The sequence below is a fragment of the Thermosulfurimonas sp. F29 genome, from assembly GCF_019688735.1.
GTDB lineage: Bacteria > Desulfobacterota > Thermodesulfobacteria > Thermodesulfobacteriales > Thermodesulfobacteriaceae > Thermosulfurimonas_A.
The window spans coordinates 70,721-89,610 of sequence record NZ_JAIFYA010000001.1; the positions used below are offsets into that span (position 1 = coordinate 70,721).

The 18,890-nt window shown below is 60.4% G+C and carries 21 protein-coding genes; 4 read left to right on the forward strand and 17 right to left on the reverse strand.

Annotation, left to right across the window (positions count from 1 at the left end; all coding sequences use genetic code 11):
• Positions 1-11 precede the first annotated feature (11 nt).
• The 11 genes from rplV to rpsL all read right to left on the reverse strand — a co-directional run bounded on the left by rplV (position 12) and on the right by rpsL (position 7,670).
• Complete coding sequence (gene rplV, locus K3767_RS00350) at positions 12-347, reverse strand: 50S ribosomal protein L22 (protein ID WP_221171578.1); 336 nt, start codon at positions 345-347, stop codon at positions 12-14.
• 15 nt (positions 348-362) lie between these two features.
• A complete protein-coding gene (gene rpsS / locus K3767_RS00355) occupies positions 363-647 on the reverse strand; it encodes a 30S ribosomal protein S19 (RefSeq protein ID WP_221171579.1) in 285 nt (94 codons plus the stop codon).
• A gap of 12 nt (positions 648-659) precedes the next feature.
• The gene (gene rplB / locus K3767_RS00360; RefSeq protein WP_221171580.1) at positions 660-1,484 is read right to left on the reverse strand and encodes a 50S ribosomal protein L2; all 825 of its coding nucleotides are present in this window, start codon (positions 1,482-1,484) and stop codon (positions 660-662) included.
• Positions 1,485-1,492: 8 nt separating this feature from the next.
• Positions 1,493-1,792, reverse strand: a complete 300-nt coding sequence (gene rplW / locus K3767_RS00365) for a 50S ribosomal protein L23 (RefSeq protein ID WP_221171581.1) — start codon at positions 1,790-1,792, stop codon at positions 1,493-1,495.
• Positions 1,789-2,421, reverse strand: a complete 633-nt coding sequence (rplD, locus tag K3767_RS00370; RefSeq protein WP_221171582.1) for a 50S ribosomal protein L4 — start codon at positions 2,419-2,421, stop codon at positions 1,789-1,791. The genes rplW and rplD overlap by 4 nt, the downstream gene beginning before the upstream one ends.
• 14 nt (positions 2,422-2,435) lie before the next feature.
• Positions 2,436-3,065, reverse strand: a complete 630-nt coding sequence (gene rplC, locus K3767_RS00375; protein ID WP_255592230.1) for a 50S ribosomal protein L3 — start codon at positions 3,063-3,065, stop codon at positions 2,436-2,438.
• An 18-nt stretch (positions 3,066-3,083) separates the two neighbouring features.
• Positions 3,084-3,395 (reverse strand): 30S ribosomal protein S10, encoded by a 312-nt coding sequence (gene rpsJ / locus K3767_RS00380; RefSeq protein WP_168719101.1) that lies wholly within the window; start codon positions 3,393-3,395, stop codon positions 3,084-3,086.
• 22 nt (positions 3,396-3,417) lie between these two features.
• Positions 3,418-4,617, reverse strand: coding sequence for an elongation factor Tu (tuf, locus tag K3767_RS00385; RefSeq protein ID WP_221171583.1), 1,200 nt, complete (start codon positions 4,615-4,617; stop codon positions 3,418-3,420).
• 12 nt (positions 4,618-4,629) lie between these two features.
• The gene (gene fusA / locus K3767_RS00390) at positions 4,630-6,714 is read right to left on the reverse strand and encodes an elongation factor G (protein WP_221171584.1); all 2,085 of its coding nucleotides are present in this window, start codon (positions 6,712-6,714) and stop codon (positions 4,630-4,632) included.
• A 96-nt stretch (positions 6,715-6,810) separates the two neighbouring features.
• Entirely contained in the window at positions 6,811-7,284 is a 474-nt protein-coding gene (gene rpsG / locus K3767_RS00395; RefSeq protein ID WP_221171585.1) for a 30S ribosomal protein S7, read from the reverse strand.
• Between the two features lie 14 nt (positions 7,285-7,298).
• Positions 7,299-7,670 (reverse strand): 30S ribosomal protein S12, encoded by a 372-nt coding sequence (gene rpsL, locus K3767_RS00400; protein WP_168719105.1) that lies wholly within the window; start codon positions 7,668-7,670, stop codon positions 7,299-7,301.
• 210 nt (positions 7,671-7,880) lie between these two features.
• On the opposite strand from rpsL, the gene K3767_RS00405 reads away from it, so the two are divergent.
• The 4 genes from K3767_RS00405 to K3767_RS00420 all read left to right on the forward strand — a co-directional run bounded on the left by K3767_RS00405 (position 7,881) and on the right by K3767_RS00420 (position 12,315).
• Positions 7,881-9,413, forward strand: a complete 1,533-nt coding sequence (locus tag K3767_RS00405) for a sodium-dependent transporter (protein WP_221171586.1) — start codon at positions 7,881-7,883, stop codon at positions 9,411-9,413.
• Positions 9,414-9,502: 89 nt separating this feature from the next.
• The gene (locus tag K3767_RS00410; protein ID WP_221171587.1) at positions 9,503-10,831 is read left to right on the forward strand and encodes a replication-associated recombination protein A; all 1,329 of its coding nucleotides are present in this window, start codon (positions 9,503-9,505) and stop codon (positions 10,829-10,831) included.
• 66 nt (positions 10,832-10,897) lie between these two features.
• Positions 10,898-11,140: an AbrB/MazE/SpoVT family DNA-binding domain-containing protein gene (locus K3767_RS00415; RefSeq protein WP_221171588.1), complete on the forward strand. Its 243-nt coding sequence runs from the start codon at positions 10,898-10,900 to the stop codon at positions 11,138-11,140.
• Between the two features lie 209 nt (positions 11,141-11,349).
• On the forward strand, positions 11,350-12,315 hold the full coding sequence (locus K3767_RS00420) for a tRNA-dihydrouridine synthase (protein WP_221171589.1): 966 nt from the start codon (positions 11,350-11,352) through the stop codon (positions 12,313-12,315).
• Between the two features lie 4 nt (positions 12,316-12,319).
• On the opposite strand, the gene K3767_RS00425 is transcribed toward K3767_RS00420, so the two are convergent.
• The 6 genes from K3767_RS00425 to K3767_RS00450 form a co-directional block, all read right to left on the reverse strand.
• A complete protein-coding gene (locus K3767_RS00425; protein ID WP_221171590.1) occupies positions 12,320-13,444 on the reverse strand; it encodes a hypothetical protein in 1,125 nt (374 codons plus the stop codon).
• 80 nt (positions 13,445-13,524) lie between these two features.
• Complete coding sequence (locus K3767_RS00430) at positions 13,525-14,865, reverse strand: cytochrome c3 family protein (RefSeq protein ID WP_221171591.1); 1,341 nt, start codon at positions 14,863-14,865, stop codon at positions 13,525-13,527.
• Between the two features lie 24 nt (positions 14,866-14,889).
• Positions 14,890-15,435, reverse strand: coding sequence for a methyl-accepting chemotaxis protein (locus K3767_RS00435; protein ID WP_221171592.1), 546 nt, complete (start codon positions 15,433-15,435; stop codon positions 14,890-14,892).
• 22 nt (positions 15,436-15,457) lie between these two features.
• Positions 15,458-16,516 carry a cytochrome c3 family protein gene (locus K3767_RS00440; RefSeq protein ID WP_221171593.1) on the reverse strand — a complete coding sequence of 353 codons (1,059 nt, stop codon included), beginning with the start codon at positions 16,514-16,516 and terminating at the stop codon, positions 15,458-15,460.
• A complete protein-coding gene (locus K3767_RS00445; protein ID WP_221171594.1) occupies positions 16,491-17,822 on the reverse strand; it encodes a YncE family protein in 1,332 nt (443 codons plus the stop codon). Before K3767_RS00445 ends, K3767_RS00440 begins: the two co-directional genes overlap by 26 nt.
• Positions 17,823-17,826: 4 nt before the next feature.
• Positions 17,827-18,885: a cytochrome c3 family protein gene (locus tag K3767_RS00450; RefSeq protein WP_221171595.1), complete on the reverse strand. Its 1,059-nt coding sequence runs from the start codon at positions 18,883-18,885 to the stop codon at positions 17,827-17,829.
• Positions 18,886-18,890: the final 5 nt, after the last annotated feature.

Genomic DNA, 18,890 nt, shown 5'->3' on the forward strand with positions numbered 1-18,890 from the left:
CCCTCCCTCCTTTAAGTCTTTTCCTCTACCACCACGGTGATGTGGCTGGTCCTCTTCAGAATCCTGCTGGCCCTTCCCCAGGCCCGCGGCCAGATCCGCTTCCACCGGGGCCCCTCGTCCACATAAGCCCGCTTCACATAAAGCCGATCCGGATCCATGTTGTAGTTGTGCTCGGCGTTGGCAATGGCGCTCTCCAGCACCTTCTTGATCAACCTCGCGGCCTTCTTCGGCGTGAATTCCAGAATCTGGAGCGCCTCCTGCACGCTCTTTCCGCGAATAAGATCGATAACCGGCCGCGCCTTGTAGGGCGATATCCTCACATACCTCGCGGTCGCTCTGGCCTCCATGGCTCAAACCCCTCTCTACTTTTTACCCTTCACCTTGCCCTTGTCGCCGGCGTGCCCCCGAAAGGTGCGCGTGGGGGCGAACTCCCCGAGCTTGTGCCCCACCATGTTCTCGGTCACATAGACCGGAATGAACTTGTGCCCGTTGTGCACCGCAAAGGTAAGCCCCACCATCTCCGGAACGATGGTGGAACGCCGACTCCAGGTCTTGATGACCTTCTTGTCCCCGGTCTCCTTGGCCTTGAGCACCTTCTTCATGAGGTGCTCGTCCACAAAGGGACCCTTCTTCTTGGATCTAGGCATACCTCACTCCCCCTAACCTTTCCGACGACGAATTATGAACTTGTCCGAGGGCTTCTTGCCCCGGGTCTTGAGCCCCTTGGCCAGCTGCCCCCAGGGAGAACAGGGATGACGCCCACCGTGGGTGCGCCCCTCTCCACCACCCATGGGGTGATCCACCGGGTTCATGGCCACACCCCTCACCCGTGGACGCCGCCCGAGCCACCTCTTCCGTCCGGCCTTGCCCAGGGTCACATTCTCCCAGTCGAGATTGCCCACCTGACCGATGGTGGCCCGGCAGCGCTCGTGCACCATCCGGATCTCTCCCGAGGGGAGCCTGAGGTGCACATAGTTGCCCTCCTTGCCCAGCACCTGGGCGAAGGCCCCGGCCGCCCGGGCCAGCTGCCCGCCCTTGCCGGGACGCAGCTCCACATTGTGCACCACCGTGCCCACGGGAATGTTCTTGAGCGGCATGCAGTTCCCCACCTTGACCTCCACCTGCTCCCCGCTCATGACCACATCGCCCACCTTGAGCCCCTCGGGAGCCAGAATGTAACGCTTCTCCCCGTCGGCGTACTGGAGAAGCGCGATGTTGGCCGACCGATTGGGATCGTACTCCAGGGCCACCACCCGGGCCGGCACCCCGTCCTTGTCCCGCTTGAAGTCGATGATCCGGTACATCCGCTTGTGCCCGCCACCGCGGTGACGGACCGTGATCCGCCCGTAACAGTTCCGCCCGCCGGTCTTCTTTAAAGGTTCCAGGAGCGACTTCTCCGGCTCCTTATCGGAAAGCTCCGGATTCACCAGATAGGTCTGAAACCGGCGACCCGGCGAAGTGGGCTTGCAGGTCTTAATGGGCATGGCTCACCTCACACCGTCTCAAAAAATTCTATACTCTGCCCCGGGGCCAGCTTCACGATGGCCTTCTTGCGGAGGGACCGCCGCCCCTCCCGCGGCCAGCGCCCCTTGGGCTTCCCCTTCACCCGAATGGTCCGCACCTTCTCCACCTTCACCTTGAAGAGATCCTCCACCGCCTTCCGGATCTCGATCTTGTTGGCCTCCGGATGCACCCAGAAGGTCACCTGGTTGTACTTCTCCTTCAGCCACATGGACTTCTCCGTGATCACCGGAGCCAAAATGATCTCCCTCGGATCCTTGGCCACGCTCATCGGGTTCTCCTTAACCTTTCTTCTATTTTGGGAAGCGCGTCCTGTTTCAGGATCAAATACTCGTGGTCCAGAATGTCGTAAACATTAAGCCCCTCCACGGCGAGCACCTTCACCTTGGGAAGATTCCTGGCGCTGTACTCCGCCACCAGATCCCGCTCCGGAACCACCACCAGGGCGTTCTGCGTGCCGAAACGATTCAGAAACTCCAGAAACTGCTTGGTTTTGGGCCTGTCCCCCAGACCGAAATCCGTGACCACATACACATGCCCCACCGCCACCCGGTTGGAAAGGGCCATCTTCAGGGCCAGACGACGCACCTTCTTGTTGAGCTTGAACTCGTAGCTCCGGGGTTTCGGCCCGAAAACCACGCCGCCACCCACCCAGTGCGGAGCGCGGATGGAGCCCTGCCTGGCCCGACCGGTGTGCTTCTGAGGCCAGGGCTTGCGTCCTCCTCCGCGCACCTCACCCCGGGTCTTGGTGCAGGCCGTGCCCGCCCGCCAACGCGCCCGCTGCCAGCGCACCACCTCGTGCAACAACCCCACCTTCACCGGCACGGCGTAAATGTCCTCGGGAAGTTCCACCTCACCCACCTTTTCCTTCTGGCTGTTATACACATCCACCTTAGGCATGGCCTGCCATCCTCCTACTTGAAGTACACCATCACCCAGCCGTTGGGCCAGCCGGGCACCGCCCCCTTCACCAGAAGGAGATTCTTCTCCGGGATCACCTCCGCCACCAGGAGGTTCTTCACCGTCACGGTCTCGTTTCCGTAATGACCGGGCATCTTCTTGCCCTTGATAACCCGGCCCGGAAAAGTGCTGGGGCCGCTGGACCCCGGTTTCCGATGGACCTGCTTGGCTCCGTGACTCATGGGCTGCCGACTGAACCCCCAGCGCTTGATGGCCCCGGTAAACCCCCGACCCTTGCTCTTTCCCGTGACATCCACCCGCAGGCCCTTCTCCACCCCAAGGCTCTCAAGGGTCAGAACCTGACCGGGCTTAAACTGCGAGGGATCCTCCACCCGAAACTCCCGCAGAATGTAAAAACCGTGATCGAGACCGGCCCGAAGGAAGTGCCCCCGCATCGGCTTGTTGAACTTGGTGAGCTTCCTGGGCATGAACCCCAGCTGCACCGCGTTGTAACCGTCGGTCTCCACCGTCTTCACCTGAACCACGGTGCAGGGCCCAACCTCCAGCACCGTTACCGGCACCACCTCCCCGGCCTCGTTGAAGATCCGGGTCATGCCGAGTTTCCTTCCGATCAGACCTTCCACCATCATGGCCCCGACTCCTTATAGCTTGATCTCCACTTCCACTCCGGCCGGAAGCTCCAGCTGCATCAACGCATCTATGGTCTGCTGGGTGGGCTCGAGAATGTCCAGCAACCTCTTGTGCGTCCGGATCTCGAACTGCTCCCGGGAATTCTTGTCGATGTGCGGCGAACGCAGAACCGTCCACCGGCTGATCTTGGTGGGAAGCGGGATAGGCCCCACCACCCGTGCTCCCGTGTCCCGCGCCGTGCGCACGATCTCCGCCACCGACCGATCAAGCACCTTGTGGTCGTAAGCCTTCAATTTTATCCGTATCTTCTGCGCTGGTACCATGGCCTTCCTCGCCCACCCCTGGTTATTCCAGAATCTTGGTGACCACCCCGGCTCCCACCGTGCGGCCACCCTCCCGTATCGCAAACCTCAATCCCTCCTCCATCGCCACCGGCTTGATCAACTCCACCTCCAGCTCCACATTGTCCCCAGGCATCACCATCTCCACCCCCTCAGGTAGCTTCACCACTCCCGTCACATCCGTCGTCCGAAAATAAAACTGCGGACGATAACCGTTGAAAAACGGCGTGTGCCGTCCTCCCTCCTCCTTCTTCAATACATATACCTCCGCCTTAAACTTCGTGTGCGGCGTGATCGTCCCAGGCTGCGCCAATACCTGCCCACGCTCCACCTCGTCCTTGCCCACCCCCCTCAAAAGCACACCTATATTATCCCCGGGCAACGCCTCGTCCAGTATCTTCCTGAACATCTCCACACTCGTCGCCACCGTCTTCACCGTCGGCCTCAAACCCACTATCTCCACCTCATCCCCAGGCTTCAATACACCCCTCTCCACCTTCCCCGTAACCACCGTCCCTCGACCACTTATCGAAAATACATCCTCTATCGGCATCAAAAACGGCTTGTCCACCTCCCTCACCGGCTCCGGTATGTACTCGTCCACCGCCCTCATCAACTCCCATATCGGACCACACCACTGACAATCCTCCTTGCCACACCCACACTCAAGCGCCTTAAGCGCACTCCCCCTCACCACCGGCGCATTGTCCCCATCATATCCATACTTCGACAACAACTCCCTCACCTCTAACTCCACCAGGTCCAACAACTCCTCGTCATCCACCATGTCCACCTTGTTCATAAACACCACTATCGCCGGCACATTCACCTGACGCGCCAGCAGTATGTGCTCCCGCGTCTGCGGCATCGGCCCGTCCGTCGCCGCCACCACCAAGATCGACCCGTCCATCTGCGCCGCTCCCGTAATCATGTTCTTGATGTAGTCCGCATGACCAGGACAGTCCACATGCGCATAGTGCCTCTTCTCCGTCTCGTACTCCACATGCGCCAGCTGAATCGTTATCCCCCTCTGCCTCTCCTCCGGCGCCTTGTCTATGTTCTCAAACGGCACATACTCCGCCAACCCCTTCGTCGACAACACCCTCGTGATCGCACTCGTAAGCGTCGACTTCCCGTGGTCAATGTGCCCTATCGTCCCCACATTCAAGTGCGGCTTCTTCCGCTCAAACTTTGGCTTCGACATCTCTTACCTCCCCTACACCCCTTTGGCTTTCTTTATGATGTCCTCGGCCAGATGGGCCGGCACCTTCTCGTAGTGCGAAAACTGCATGGTAAAGTTGGCTCGCCCCTGCGTCAGCGACCGCAATTGTGTAGCATATCCGAACATTTCCGCAAGGGGGACGAAGGCCCGGATCACCTTTACATTCCCCCGCGCATCCATACCCTCCACCTTTCCGCGCCGGGAGGAAATGTCCCCCAGCACATCCCCCAGGTATTCCTCCGGGGTCACCACCTCGAGCTTCATGATGGGTTCAAGGAGAACCGGATTGGCCTTTCTCGCGGCCTCCTTGAAACCCAGGGAGCCCGCAATGGCGAAGGCCAGCTCCGAAGAGTCCACCTCGTGATAGCTTCCGTCCACCAGCCGCACCCGCACATCCACCACCGGGTAGCCGGCCAGCACCCCCTGCTCCATGGCCTCGCGCACGCCCTTTTCCACCGCCGGAATAAACTCCTTGGGAATGGCTCCCCCCACGATCTCGGAGACGAACTCAAAACCCTTCCCGGGATTGGGCTCAAGCACCAGCTTCACATGTCCGTACTGCCCGCGACCACCGGTCTGCTTGATGTACTTACCCTCGGCCTCGGCGGAGGTGGTAATGGTCTCCTTGTAGGCCACCTCCGGGCGACCCACATTCACCCCCACCTTGAACTCCCGCACCAGCCGATCCACGATGATCTCAAGATGCAGCTCGCCCATCCCCCAGATGAGGGTCTGCCCGGTCTCCTGATCGGTCTGGACCCGGAAGGAGGGATCCTCGAGAGCGATCTTCTGGAGGGCGTTGGCCAGTTTTTCCTGATCGGCCTTGGTCTTGGGCTCCACCGCCACCGAGATAACCGGATCAGGGATCTCGAGTTTCTCTAGCTCTATGGGCTTGGTCTCGTCGCACAGGGTGTCTCCGGTGGTGGTGACCCGCAACCCCAGCGCCGCCACGATGTCCCCGGCCTCGGCGCTGGTGATCTCCTCCCGATGCTTGGCGTGCATGCGCACCAGACGCCCGATCCGCTCCCTCTTGCGCTTGGTGGAATTGTAAACGGTAACCCCGGACTCGAGCTTCCCGGAATAGATCCTGAGAAAGGTAAGGGTTCCCACATAGGGATCGGTCATGATCTTGAAGGCCAGGGCCGCAAGCGGACCCTCGGGATCGGTAATCCGCTCCTCCACCTCACCGGTGTCCGGATTGAAACCCTTCACCGGCGGGATGTCGAGCGGCGAGGGCAGGTAGTCCACGATGGCATCGAGCAGGGGCTGCACCCCCTTGTTCTTGAAGGCCGAACCGCAGAGCACCGGAACTATCTTAAAGGCCAGCGTCCCCTCGCGCACGGCCTTCTTGATCTCCTCCTCGGAGATCTCCTCCCCCTCGAGGTACTTCTCCATGATCTCGTCGTTGATGTCCGCCAGGGTCTCCAGAAGATTGGTCCGGTATTCCTCGGCCTTGTCTCTGAGGTCCGCGGGGATCTCCTCGAAGTGATACTTGGCCCCCAGGGTCTCCTCCTCCCAGACGATGGCCTTCATGCCGACGAGATCCACCACCCCCACGAAGCTGTCCTCGGCCCCGATGGGGATCTGAAGGGGAAGAGGAGTGGCCCCGAGACGGGTCCTGATCTCCTCCACCACCCGCTCGAAGTTAGCCCCCAGGCGGTCCATCTTGTTTACGAAGGCGATGCGGGGGACCTTGTACTTGTTGGCCTGACGCCAGACGGTCTCGGACTGAGGCTCCACCCCGCCCACGGCACAGAAAATAACCACCGCCCCGTCGAGCACCCGCAGGCTCCGCTCCACCTCGATGGTGAAGTCCACATGGCCGGGAGTGTCGATGATGTTGATCTTGTGCCCCTTCCAGAAACAGGTCGTGGCCGCCGAGGTAATGGTGATCCCCCGCTCCTGCTCCTGCGGCAGGAAGTCCATGGTGGCCGTGCCCTCGTGGACCTCGCCGATCTTGTGCGTCCGCCCGGTATAGTAAAGGACGCGCTCGGTGGTGGTGGTCTTCCCCGCGTCGATGTGGGCCACGAAACCGATGTTGCGCGTGAGCTTCAGTTTTTTCAGGGATTCCGCATCCATGGTCCCTCTCTCGCCTCCTTAATTTCAAACATCAAAATAAACGCCCCCGCCTCGGATCTCGCCGGGGGCTTCTAAATTACCCTCAGGACCGGCCGCCTACCAGCGGTAATGGGCAAAGGCCCTATTGGACTCGGCCATCCGGTGGGTATCTTCCTTCTTCTTTATGGCCGCTCCCCGCTCGTGATAGGCATCCCACAGCTCGTTGGCCAGACGCTCCACCATGGTCTTCTCCGAGCGCTCCCGGGCCGCCTGAATTAGCCACCGAATGGCCAGAGATTGCTGCCGCTCCGGCCTCACCTCCATGGGCACCTGATAGGTAGCCCCTCCCACCCGCCTCGAGCGGGTCTCGAGAAGGGGCTTGCAGTTCTCCACCGCCTTCTCGAATATCTTGAGGGGATCCTCCCCCCCGGACTTCTTCTCCAGAAGCTCCATGGCCCCGTAAAAGATGCGCCGAGCCACGCTCTTCTTCCCGTCCCGCATGAGACAGTTGATGAACTTGGCCACCAGCACACTTCCATACTTCGGATCAGGCAAAACTTCTCGCTTCGGAACCGGACCCCTGCGCGGCATAGCTCAACTCTCCTTTACTTCGGTCTGGGAGCTCCGTACTTGGAGCGGGACTTGCGACGATCCTGCACGCCCGCAGCGTCAAGCGCGCCCCGAATGATCTTGTAACGCACCCCGGGAAGGTCCTTAACACGACCCCCGCGCACCAGAACCACCGAGTGCTCCTGCAGGTTGTGCCCGATACCGGGAATGTAGGCCGTCACCTCGATCCCGTTGGTAAGGCGCACCCGCGCCACCTTCCGGAGCGCAGAGTTGGGCTTCTTCGGGGTGGTGGTGTACACCCTTACGCACACCCCCCGCTTCTGCGGACAACCCTCCAGGGCCGGCGACTTGGACTTCGACTTTCTCTTCTTCCGCCCGTATCTTACCAGCTGGTTAAAGGTCGGCATCTTCCTTCCCCGAATAAAAGTCTTAAAAAAACCCCTTCGGGACCCCGTCCCGCAAGAGGCGACCTCATATATACCGGGCCTTCCCGCCCTTGTCAAGCGGGCTAAGGGCTTTCCGCCCGCACCAGATCGGTGGCCGAGAGGATAGCTTGCCAAAATTATACCTCTTTTATATAAAAAATGGAAACCTCCCTACACGCGAGGAGCCGGACAATGGAAAAGAGGGAACACTGGGGGTCGCGGATCGGGCTCATTCTGGCCATGGCGGGAAACGCGGTGGGGCTGGGCAACTTCCTGCGCTTCCCCACGCAGGCCGCCCAGAACGGGGGCGGGGTCTTCATGATCCCCTACATGATCTCGTTGCTCCTCATCGCCATCCCCCTCATGTGGGTGGAGTGGGGGATCGGGCGCTACGGAGGGGTGCGCGGACACGGCACCACCCCGGCCATCTTCGGGCTCCTCTGGAAAAATCCCCTCTCCCGCTATGTGGGGGTGCTGGGGCTCTTCGTGCCCTTCGTGGTGGCCTGCTACTATGTCTACATCGAGTCCTGGACCCTGGGCTACGCCTTCTTCGCCCTTGCGGGAAAACTTCCCCAGGTGGCGGCGTCCGGAGCGGCCTCCTCGGAGGAATACCTTCGCCCCTTCAGGGAGTTTCTGGCCCGCTACACCGGGATGCGGGGGGGAGGGCTCTACCATCCCTCCCTTGCGGCCTACCTTTTCTTCCTCCTTACCATGCTCCTCAACTACCTCATCCTGGTGAAGGGTATCTCCGGCGGGATCGAACGTTTCGCCAAGGTGGCCATGCCCGTTCTTTTCGGGCTGGCCATCGTGCTCATGATGCGGGTGATCACCCTCAAGACCCCTCACGGAAGCGCGGTGGAGGGGCTCAACTTCCTCTGGGAGCCCAAGTGGCACCAGCTGGCCAACCCCAGGGTGTGGCTGGCCGCGGCCGGACAGGTCTTTTTCACCCTGAGTCTGGGCTTCGGGGCCATCATTACCTACGCCTCCTATCTCAAGCGCAACGACGATCTCACCCTTTCGGCGCTCACGGCCTCCTCCCTTAACGAATTTGCGGAGATCATCCTGGGAGGTTCCATAGCCATTCCCGCGGCGGCGGCCTTCTTCGGGGTGGCCGCGGCTCAAACCATTGCCGCAAGCGGGGCCTTCAATCTGGCCTTCGTGAGCCTTCCGGCCATCTTCGCCAATCTTCCCGCCGGCTCCCTCCTGGGCTTCTTCTGGTTCATCCTGCTCTTCTTCGCGGGCATCACCTCCTCGGTGGCCATCACCCAGCCGGTGATCGCCTTCCTGGAGGACGAATTCCGCTGGTCGCGCACCCGGGCGGTCACCGCCACCGTGCTTCTCCTCCTCGCCCTGGCTCACCTTCCCATCCTGCTCCCCAAGGCCCTCGACGAGATGGATTTCTGGGCCGGTACCTTCTTCGTGGTGGTCTTCGCCCTGTGCGAAGTCCTGGTCTTCTTCTGGGCCTTCGAGCCCTCGGCAGCCTGGCGGGAAATCAACCGGGGCGGTCTCATCAAGCTTCCCAGGGTATTTTTCTTCATCATGCGGTATGTCACGCCCTTTTTCCTCTCCATCATCACCGGTTGGTGGCTCTTCAGAGAGCTTCCAGATTACCTCCGGGGAACCTCACCGGTGGTGTGGGTGACCCGGGGGGTGCTCGCGGCCATCTTTCTGGGCTTTGTACTGCTGGTCCATCTCTCCCGAAAGGAGAATCGTCATGGACGGTAGCGCCCTCCTTTTTATGCTGATCTCCTGGAACATAGTGATCGGTCTCTGCACCTTTTGTTTCACTAGAATGTTCACCGCCGGAGATCCCGGTGCCGCCCGAGGCCGCCGACGGAAAAAGTAGCCTCTTTGCCCCGAGGCCGCCCCTTGCCGAAAGGCTAAGGCCCCGGAGTTTTTCCGAATTCCTGGGGCAGCCCCACCTCCTCGGCAAGGGCCGACTCCTGACCCGCATCATCTCCCACGGAAAACTTCCCTCCCTCATTCTCTGGGGGCCACCGGGCTGCGGGAAGACCACCCTGGCAAAGCTTCTGGCAAAAGAGGCAGGGGCCCATCTCGCCACCCTTTCGGCCGTGGATTCCGGGGTAAAGGACCTGCGGAAGGTGGTGGAGGAGGCCCGGAGGAGGGCATCCCTCGGCCGCAAAACCGTGCTCTTCATCGACGAGATCCACCGCTTCAACAAGGCCCAGCAGGACTTCCTCCTTCCCTATGTGGAAGACGGCACGGTGACCCTCATCGGGGCCACCACCGAGAACCCCTCCTTTTCGGTGATCGCCCCCCTTCTTTCCCGCTGCCGGGTGGTGGTTCTGAACCCCTTGAGTCCCGAGGACATACGCGTGCTCCTTGAGAGGGCCCTGCGGGACCCCGAAAGGGGCTACGGCCGGGAGAAGGTAGAGGTCGAGCCGGGGGTACTGGAGCTTCTGGCGGAGGCCGCGGAGGGGGACGCCCGGGTGGCCCTGAATTATCTTGAGACCCTGGTGGAAAGCACCGCCCCGGAGGAGGACGGGATCCGGCGTATTCGGAAGGAGGACCTTGCGCGCCTCGCCGGCGAAAAGCCCCTGCGACACGACCGGAGCGGCGAGGAACACTACAACCTGCTCTCGGCCTTTCACAAGAGTTTGCGGGGAAGCGACCCGGACGCGGCCCTCTACTGGATGGTGCGTCTGCTCGAGGCCGGGGAGGATCCCCGGGTAATACTGCGGCGGATACTGGCCGCCGCCTCGGAGGATGTGGGAAACGCCGACCCCATGGCGCTTTTGGTGGCGGTGGCCGCGAAGGAGGCCTACGAGTTTCTGGGAAGTCCGGAGGGGGAGCTGGCCCTGGCCCAGGCGGCGGTCTATGTGGCCTGCGCCCCCAAGAGCAACGCCGTCTATCGGGGGCTCGCCGCGGCCCGGGAGGATGTCCGCCGCCACGGGGCTCTCCCGGTGCCCATGCACCTGCGCAACCCCGTAACCGCCCTCATGCGGGCCCTGGGCTACGGCAAGGGCTACAGGTACGCCCACGATTACCCCAGCGGCTTCGTCGAACAGCAATACCTTCCGGACGAACTAAGGGACCGCCGCTACTATCGCCCCACCGACCGCGGCTTTGAGGCCACCATTCGGGAGAGGCTCCTCAAGTGGTGGCGGGGGAGGAAGGGATAAAGAGTATCTTGACCTAAACGCCTTGTGGTTTACCCTTAAGTAAGAAATCCCGGTAAGGAACAAGTTATGCCTTTGGCTACCGTGACGAGTAAAGGCCAGATTACCCTCCCTAAGCCTGTAAGGGAGGCTTTAAAGTTGAGAATAGGCGACAAGGTAGAGATCACCATTGAAGACGGAAAAGCCGTACTGAGACCGCTTTCGAAAAGGGTTGAAGAGGTTTTCGGAAAGCTTTCCCGGGAAGGTAAAGGTTATACTGTTGAGGAAATGGATGCTCACCTCAAAGAGGAAATCAAAAGGCGCTGGAAATGAAAGCCCTGGATACGAATATTCTAATCAGGTTCGTAACAAAGGACGACGAAGCCCAGGCCCAGAAAGTATTAAATCTTTTTAAGGATGCCGAAAAGTAGATCTGGCCGATATCCTTATCGCCTGCTCCGCGAAATGGGCAGGATGTCAAAAGGTAGTCACTTTCGACAAACGGGCCGCTCGGCTCGAACTTTTTGAATTACTGACCTAACATGCTCCTCCTGGCCCCCATGGACGGGCTCACGCATGTGGCCTTCCGGCGGCTGGTAGCCGCCTACGGTCCGCCGGACCTCTTTTACACCGAGATGGTGAGCGTGCGGGCGGTGGTCTTCCAGCCCCCGGAACGCGATCCCTACCTCCGGCATACCGAAACCGATCGTCCCCTGATCGCGCAGCTTGCGGGGCGGGAGCCGGAGCTTTTCGAGGAGGCCGTAAGGCGGCTCGAGGAGCGGTTCGACTTCGCGGGTTACGACCTCAACCTCGGGTGCACCCGGGGGCGAGCCCGCAGGCAGGGCTGGGGGGCGGCCCTGATGGAGGAGCCGGAACTGGCCCGGAAGATAGCCGCGGCGGTCCGCCGGGCCACGCGCAAACCCCTTTCGGCCAAGCTGCGCTCCGCCCCGGGACACGACCTCAGGCGGCTTCTCACCCTTGCGGAGGGTCTGCTCGCCGAGGGCGTTGACACGCTTGTCCTTCACCCCCGCGCCCCGGAGGAGGGCCTCAAACGGCCTCCGCGGTGGGAGGAGATCGCTACCCTCAAACGCGAAACCGGAGCCAGAGTTGTCGGAAACGGAGAGATCCTTTCACCCGACGACGCGATCCGGATGCTCGAGACCACGGGCTGCGACGGCGTTATGATCGGCCGGGCGTCCCTCCTCCGCCCCTGGATCTTCCGGGATGTTCGGGCCCTTCTCAAGGGAGAGCCCCCACCCGAGCCCCCGGACCCCCTCGAGCCGGTGGAGATTCTGGCTAGAAACCTAGGGTTTTTGCCCGGGGAATGGCGGGAGAAACGCTTTATCCTGTGGTTATTCTGGTACCTCCAGAACTTCCCTTTCGGGCTTTACTATTTCGGACAGGTGCAGAGGACACGGGGCATCCCGCAAAAAATAGCGCTCCTCAAGGATCTCCTCACCCCGGAAAGGATACCCCCCTACCCCGTCCGCATTCGCCAGAACCGGTAGGGAACTAATCCTTGCTGGTGTGACACACGAAGCACCCACAGGCCGTGGAGTTGGAACCCCCTCCGGCCACGCAGGTGCGATAGTCCCACCGCAGCATGTCGGGATAGGGCCCCGCGTGGGCGTAGTGACAGGAAAGACACATCACCGCATCACTTCCGGGCGTAACCGTGGAGGAGATGCCGCTTATGGGCCAGCTCGTCCGGGCCACCGGGGCCAGGACGCTGTAAGTGAGCGTGCCGTTGTTGTACTGCGCGTACTCCCCGGTGGTGGGGAGGGCATAATCCGTGGGATGCCGCAACCAGGGGGAGGAGGGACTGGTGGCGTTGGAGGAGGTAGCGGTGGCGCTGTGGAAAAGGGGATGACAGGTCCCGCAGAACTGGCTTATCGTCCCATCCGGAGGAACGGGATACCCGCTGTAGCCGTTGATGTTGGGCCCCTGGTGACAGGAAGTATTGCTGCAGCTCAGCTCGTAGGTGGGAGAGGTGAGAGCGTAGTATTCGTTGTGGTGCGTGGGGGAGGTGTTCTGCCAGTCGGAAACCTCGTAGCCCTTGACCCCGATGAGGAAACGGTAGCTCCCCCCTATTCCCGTCCCGTTGACCAACCCGGTGATGTTGGAATGGTGCGCCCCCTTGATCCCCTCCATGGGGGAAAGATTGACCCATCTTACCCCGTGACACCCTCTCTCTCCCGCGCAGGAAACCCCCTTACTGGCGAAGACGGGGGTGACAGGGTGTATTGAATAACCGGGTGGCTCACCGCTACCCAAAACACTATCCAGATTGATTCCCGGTATATCCATCACATTGTGCCCGTAGGCGTCGCCGCTTCCGCCGTCCCCGCCCGTCTTGAGTCCGGTGATGTAGGCGAAGTTCCCGCCGGCCAGGTCCTGGGACGCCGAATGATAGACCTGCGGCACCCCGTTTACGATGTTGGAGGATTTCCCCTGGGCATGACACCCCGTGCAGCTTCCCCGCAGGAGGTAGGGCTGGGGAGAGGTGCCGTTATAGACCATCACCACCCCGCCCTGGGAGTTGTGCATGGTGTGACAGTTGGAACACACCCCCTGAATGGCCAGACCCTGACCTACCCAGCACAGAAGAAGAAAACCGACCAGGAAAAGGATCCTCATCTTACCCCCCTTTCCTCCTTCTACAAAAATTTTAACCTTTATTGAACCGGAAGTCAAGTTTTTTTTTAACCAAACCTCCGCTAAAAACACCGCCTTCCCGTGTAATAAGAAGGATTGTAATCCAATATCCAGCTATCGTCCTTCCCGTGAGCATGACAGTTGGTGCAGTTTCGCACTCCATTTGCATGGCACGGACCACACATTTTAGGGGGAGCATTTGAGGAAGATGTACAGGCCTTTCCCCAGGCGCTACCGGTATAAGGGGCATCATCCGAACAGTGGTGAACCCATTTCCAAGAGTACTGTGTCCCGTTAAAAGCCGCAGCATCATCCTTGTGACACCGAGCGCAAAGATAACCCCACTGATTACTCGACCAAAATCGAATATTTGTTCCTAATACATCCCCGTTCACCTCCTGGCGGATGAGGTAAAGGTTGCGCGCGCCGTGAGGTTCATGGCAATCGGTGCAGGCCAGGACATAACTTCCTCCCTTCGAATTGTCGTAGGGAGGACGAAGATCGGTGCCGTTATCCGCGGGCCGAAGACCGTGTTTATCGCCGTTGAGGCTCCAGTCAATGGGGGTATTGTTCAGGCCATATCTGCTCATGTCGCTGCTGTGACAGTCCAGGCAAAAGGTCACCATATCCGCGAGATTGGACCCGTCCGTGGTGGTGGATCCGTCGGGCTCGTACTGAGAGGTGGAACCGTAACGATAGGGGGCCTGATAAATATAGGCCCCCGCGTAATCCTTCATCCTCTCACCGGAATCGTCACCCCAGAGAAAATCCCGGGGATTGGAGCTTCCGTGAGCGCTCGGGCGGGTGAGCATCCAGCCCCGTGAGCCGGAACTCTTGGGTCCGGAGGAATCGAAGGGGTCCCCCTGAACATAATGGGGATTATGACAGGCCACACACGGAGAGGTATCCCGGGTAAATCCCCAGGTGGAATTGGTGGTAATGAAATCCAGAATATCGGACAGATTGTGGGCCGAAAGGATCACGGCACTGCTGGTGTCAAACATGTCCCTGATGTTGTTGAGGGAGTCAGCGGTCCACCCCCCGGCCCGATAACTGTAACTGTAATTACATATAGAGCGGGAGGAAACGGTGGTGGATCCATCGTGACAGTCGAGACAGAACCCCTGCGTCTGAGAAATGAAAGCCGGGGAAAAGAGGGTGTAGGGAGAAGGCCCCCCATTGGGAGAGGGAGGCTGGGGTTCGCTACCTCCCACGCTGGCGTGCATCTCGTGACAGTTAAAACAGTTGCCCGTGCTTACCGCCGGCCCCCCGGCGGGCCAGTTGCGAAGAACCCCCGCCGTGGAATTCCCGTGGGCGGACCGTAGATACCGGCCGGCATAAACACTCTCCCCGAAAGAGATCCCCAGTATCACCATAAAGACCCCGGCCCACAGCAACGCCATTCTCATCTCCGGCACCCTAACACATCAGAATTTGAGATGCGTCCTCATAAATTCCTCAAGCCCCCTCAATTCCCGGAGGGCCTCTTCAGACCGCCCCTCCTCAAGGGCTCGCCTCGCCGCGTCGGCCCGACGGGCCACCTCGCGTACCCGTTCCCGAAGAGTTCCTACCGCCTCGTTTATGGCCTGCGGCAGAGTCTGAAAGGGATCGTCCCTCCGCAAAGAAAACCTGAAGGTTAAATCCCCCTCCTTCAGGTGATTGCAGAAATCCCTCTCCAGCCGATATATCGGCCCGGCAATCTTCTGGGGAAAGAAGACCAGAAGCACCAGACTCCCCAGAAAACCGGCCAGACCGGCGGCCACCATCACCGGCACCAGAAGATCACTCACCCGCTTGATGGTGATGTGGGCCTGCCAGTAGGTCTCCCCCAGCTCCCGATGGCTGAAAAAATACAGAATAATAAAACCGATGATCATCCCCGCCACCATGGAAAAAACCGTACGCTTGAGGATCCAGACCTGGAGATCCCTCTTGATCCTCAGATTCAAACGCCGTCTTCTCTCCCGTTCCATATCCGTCCTCTCCTCCCCGACCTTAAAAGTATCTTGCCAGATGACACGAGAGACACAGATCCTTGCCCTGCTTGCGTAAAAGGTGGGGTCTGGCCGAGGTGTGAGGCTCGTGGCACGAAGCACACTCCACCCGCCCGCCAAAGAGCGGGAGCCCCGGATCGGGCTTCACCTTCTCGCCCGGCCGATACACCACATCCACCGGATGAGAGGCCCCCAGGGAATGTTTCCCGTGACAGCGATAACAGGCGTAAGTGGCGGTGTCGACCGGGGGACGCAACCCGCGATGTGCCTCGTCCTTAAGTTCGCGCCGCACGCGTCTTTTCACCCTCACCGGAAGATACCCCACCTCAAAGCGCACCCGTCCCCGGGTCTTCACATAAAGGTACCTCCGGCCCATCACCTCCCGGATCCCGGCCTCCGGCTTTTCCTCCTCCGAGGCCAGGGGAAAGCGCACGCTTTCCACCTTCCCGGTATCCCCTCTCACCTCCGCCCGAACCTCCTGCCCTCCTATGGAGCGGGCCAGAACCACACACCTGAACTTTCCAGGCCTCAGGCCGTCCACCCACACCGCCTGAAAGGTGGCCAGACCGGTGGTAAACCCACGAATGCCTCCTCCGCAATCCACCTCAGCCTCAAAGGGTACCCCGGCCTCAAGGCAGATCTTTACGCTCACCGTAACCCCCTGCACCCGATCACAGGGATAAACCCTCTTAAGGGAAAAGGTCGCCTCCCCGGGCTTAATCGGAGTCGCGAGATCCGGATCCAGGACCTTCTGCCAGCCGATCTCCCGGGCCTTCAATACCAGAGGACGATGAGACATCCTCCCCGGAAGGGGCAGATAGTATTCTCCCCTGACCACCTCCAGTTTTCGCCACCACCGCACCTCATTCTCCGGAACCTCCACCCTCCGGGCCTGAAACTGCACCCTGAGATGACAGACCGCACAATCTCCCCTAAGATAGGAGGGATGCGTGTAGACCTTCACCTCCACCGGATGACACTTTACGCACTCAGCGGCTCTTAAAGAAACGGAACTCCCTACCACCATCCATAAACTAAAAACTATTAACCACCAGCTCAAAGGGTCTCCCTCCTACTTCTATCTTTCCGACAACCCTTTCCCGGTTGAAATCCACCACTGCCACCGCACCGGCCTCCCGCAAAGCCACATAAACCCACCGGCGCGGCGCGTAATATACCATGGAAAAAGCGCCCCGCCCCACCGACAGCCTGCGGGAAACGGTAAGATGCCCCTCGAGAAGCACGGCCAGTTCCCCACCGGAACAGCTCACCAGCACCCTTCCGTCCACCGAAAGCACCCGTTCCGGCCCGAAACAGGTCTCCACCCGCCCCTCGGATTCAAGCCCCGGAAGCCGATAGAAATGTACCCCCCCTTCCTCATCGGTTACATAGAAATATTCCCGATCCGAAGCCAGCCCCCGGGGGGCAAACCCCGCCGAAAGCCTCCCCGCGGGATTCAGATCCGTGTCAAAAAAATAAACCACTCCCTCCACCGGAGAGGACACCGCAAAACGCTGACCCTCGGAAAGATACACCACCTCCCCCGGCTGGTAATTCAAACGCTGAGAGCGCACCAGCACACCCCGCTCCAGATCCACCAGGGCCAGCATGCGGTCGTCGGGAGAGGTGATAAGGGCCCGACCCTCGGGCCCCAGAGCAAGATATCGGGGAGAGGTCAGCAACGGCACCGGGATCACATCCTCCACCCGGAAGGACCGCATCCCCACCACCTTCACCGCCCTTTCCCCCTCACACACCACATAAAACCGCTGTCCTCCCGGAGCCACCGCCATCCCTCGCGGGCCCTCACATATCCCCAGGCTGTACACCACCCGGTTGGTGTCCGTGGTGATCACCCATACCGTGTCCGTGTCCGGAGTGTCCACGAAAAGATTCTCCCCGGGAAGGGGATTTTCCTGTCTCCTCACCGAAAACCTGGGCACGAAGGCCTTCCCTCCCAGAGAACCCGCCACATCCCAGGATACAAAAAGACTCGTCGTCTCCCCATTGCGAAGATCCAAGGAGACCGGATAGACCCTCTCTATCGATCCTCCCTTCCATTCCCGACCCCGGACCTTTACCCCGGAGAGACACAACTTAAGCCCCCGGTACTTTCCCGCCGGCACCTCCCCGAAGGCCAGAAGTCCCTGCCCGAAGGGTAGCCCCGTGTCAATTTCCCGGCTCACCAGGGGAAGTACCTCTTCCCGACCCTTTCCCAGAAGATGGACCCCCTCCACCCTTAAAATCACCCGAAACCCGGGAAGCCTCTCGAGATTCACGAAGACCGCCACCCGCGCCGGCCCCGCCCATCCCTTACCCGCCACCAGCGCCAGACCGATCAAGATCAGCCAGACTATCCTGCGCATCCCCTCAATCCTTGGTGGTGTGACAGGCATTGCAGCCGTTGAGTTTTCCGTTCCCCGGCCAGCCCCAGTAATCCCACCGCAGAGCCTTAGGATAAGGCGAACCGTGGGCCCGATGGCAGGTGATGCAGGTGATGATGGCATCGTCGTTGAAGGTAACGGTGGACCTGGGGGCGCTTGCATTCACGCTTCCCAGCGGCACCTCCGGGGCATAGGTGCGGTTGGCGTAAGTCACCCCGTTTATGGTCTGCCCTACCAGGACACCCGGATAATTTCGATATTCGGAATTAGATGCCGTATTCCCCAGGTCGTAATCGGTGGGATGCCTGAGCCAGGGAGATCCCCAGCCGTTCTTACTGATGTTGCCGGCTCCACTGTGAAAATCTCCGTGGCAGCGAGCGCAGAGGGCACTTATGGTGGTGGTATCGACCTCGGTTTCACTCGCCCTATCCACCCCCTTGTACTGATTGTGTCTGCTAGGGGTGGGCTGGTATTCCCACAGGGGATCCTCGTAACCCAGAACCCCCTTCAGGAACCGATAACTCTTTCCCACCGTGGAGCCGTCTATAGTGGAGTCGTCGGCGTGATGGGCCCCGAGAATGGACTTTATGTCGTCGGCAATGCCCGGATCCCCGTGGCACCCGTAGGTCCCGGCACAGTGAAGTTGCTGGGCCATGGCCGTGCCTCCCGGAGGGGTGGTCCCCAGGGTGGCGTCCTGCACCGCAATGCCCACCACATTGTGCCCCCGGTCGTCGTTTTGAGTCACCCAGAAAAAGTTTCCTCCGGCCAGGGTGTTCCCGTCGGTTCCGAAACCGTTGGTCCCGTAGTCGGGCTGCGTGCTGTAAACATAAGGCGTGGTGTTATTGCCGTCGTTCACCCCGGTGTGGCAGCCGATACAGTCAGTGCGAAGAAGACCGGGTATGGGGCCTCCCACATAGACCGTGCCGTTGGCCACGGTAACACCGCCCTGCGAGTTGTGCATGGTGTGACAGTCCACACACAACCCGTGCCGGATCTTGGCCCCCGCCTCTCCAGCAAAAACGAGGAAAAACAGGAACAAGACCACCCAGC

What these genes read in the sequence shown, in the direction of transcription:
- rplV (WP_221171578.1), bottom strand. Translation starts at nt 347, where the DNA reads ATGGAGGCCAGAGCGACCGCGAGGTATGTGAGGATATCGCCCTACAAG.
- rpsS (WP_221171579.1), bottom strand. Translation starts at nt 647, where the DNA reads ATGCCTAGATCCAAGAAGAAGGGTCCCTTTGTGGACGAGCACCTCATG.
- rplB (WP_221171580.1), bottom strand. Translation starts at nt 1,484, where the DNA reads ATGCCCATTAAGACCTGCAAGCCCACTTCGCCGGGTCGCCGGTTTCAG.
- rplW (WP_221171581.1), bottom strand. Translation starts at nt 1,792, where the DNA reads ATGAGCGTGGCCAAGGATCCGAGGGAGATCATTTTGGCTCCGGTGATC.
- rplD (WP_221171582.1), bottom strand. Translation starts at nt 2,421, where the DNA reads ATGCCTAAGGTGGATGTGTATAACAGCCAGAAGGAAAAGGTGGGTGAG.
- rpsJ (WP_168719101.1), bottom strand. Translation starts at nt 3,395, where the DNA reads ATGGTACCAGCGCAGAAGATACGGATAAAATTGAAGGCTTACGACCAC.
- tuf (WP_221171583.1), bottom strand. Translation starts at nt 4,617, where the DNA reads ATGTCGAAGCCAAAGTTTGAGCGGAAGAAGCCGCACTTGAATGTGGGG.
- fusA (WP_221171584.1), bottom strand. Translation starts at nt 6,714, where the DNA reads ATGGATGCGGAATCCCTGAAAAAACTGAAGCTCACGCGCAACATCGGT.
- rpsG (WP_221171585.1), bottom strand. Translation starts at nt 7,284, where the DNA reads ATGCCGCGCAGGGGTCCGGTTCCGAAGCGAGAAGTTTTGCCTGATCCG.
- rpsL (WP_168719105.1), bottom strand. Translation starts at nt 7,670, where the DNA reads ATGCCGACCTTTAACCAGCTGGTAAGATACGGGCGGAAGAAGAGAAAG.
- K3767_RS00405 (WP_221171586.1), top strand. Translation starts at nt 7,881, where the DNA reads ATGGAAAAGAGGGAACACTGGGGGTCGCGGATCGGGCTCATTCTGGCC.
- K3767_RS00415 (WP_221171588.1), top strand. Translation starts at nt 10,898, where the DNA reads ATGCCTTTGGCTACCGTGACGAGTAAAGGCCAGATTACCCTCCCTAAG.
- K3767_RS00420 (WP_221171589.1), top strand. Translation starts at nt 11,350, where the DNA reads ATGCTCCTCCTGGCCCCCATGGACGGGCTCACGCATGTGGCCTTCCGG.
- K3767_RS00425 (WP_221171590.1), bottom strand. Translation starts at nt 13,444, where the DNA reads ATGAGGATCCTTTTCCTGGTCGGTTTTCTTCTTCTGTGCTGGGTAGGT.
- K3767_RS00430 (WP_221171591.1), bottom strand. Translation starts at nt 14,865, where the DNA reads ATGGCGTTGCTGTGGGCCGGGGTCTTTATGGTGATACTGGGGATCTCT.
- K3767_RS00435 (WP_221171592.1), bottom strand. Translation starts at nt 15,435, where the DNA reads ATGGAACGGGAGAGAAGACGGCGTTTGAATCTGAGGATCAAGAGGGAT.
- K3767_RS00445 (WP_221171594.1), bottom strand. Translation starts at nt 17,822, where the DNA reads ATGCGCAGGATAGTCTGGCTGATCTTGATCGGTCTGGCGCTGGTGGCG.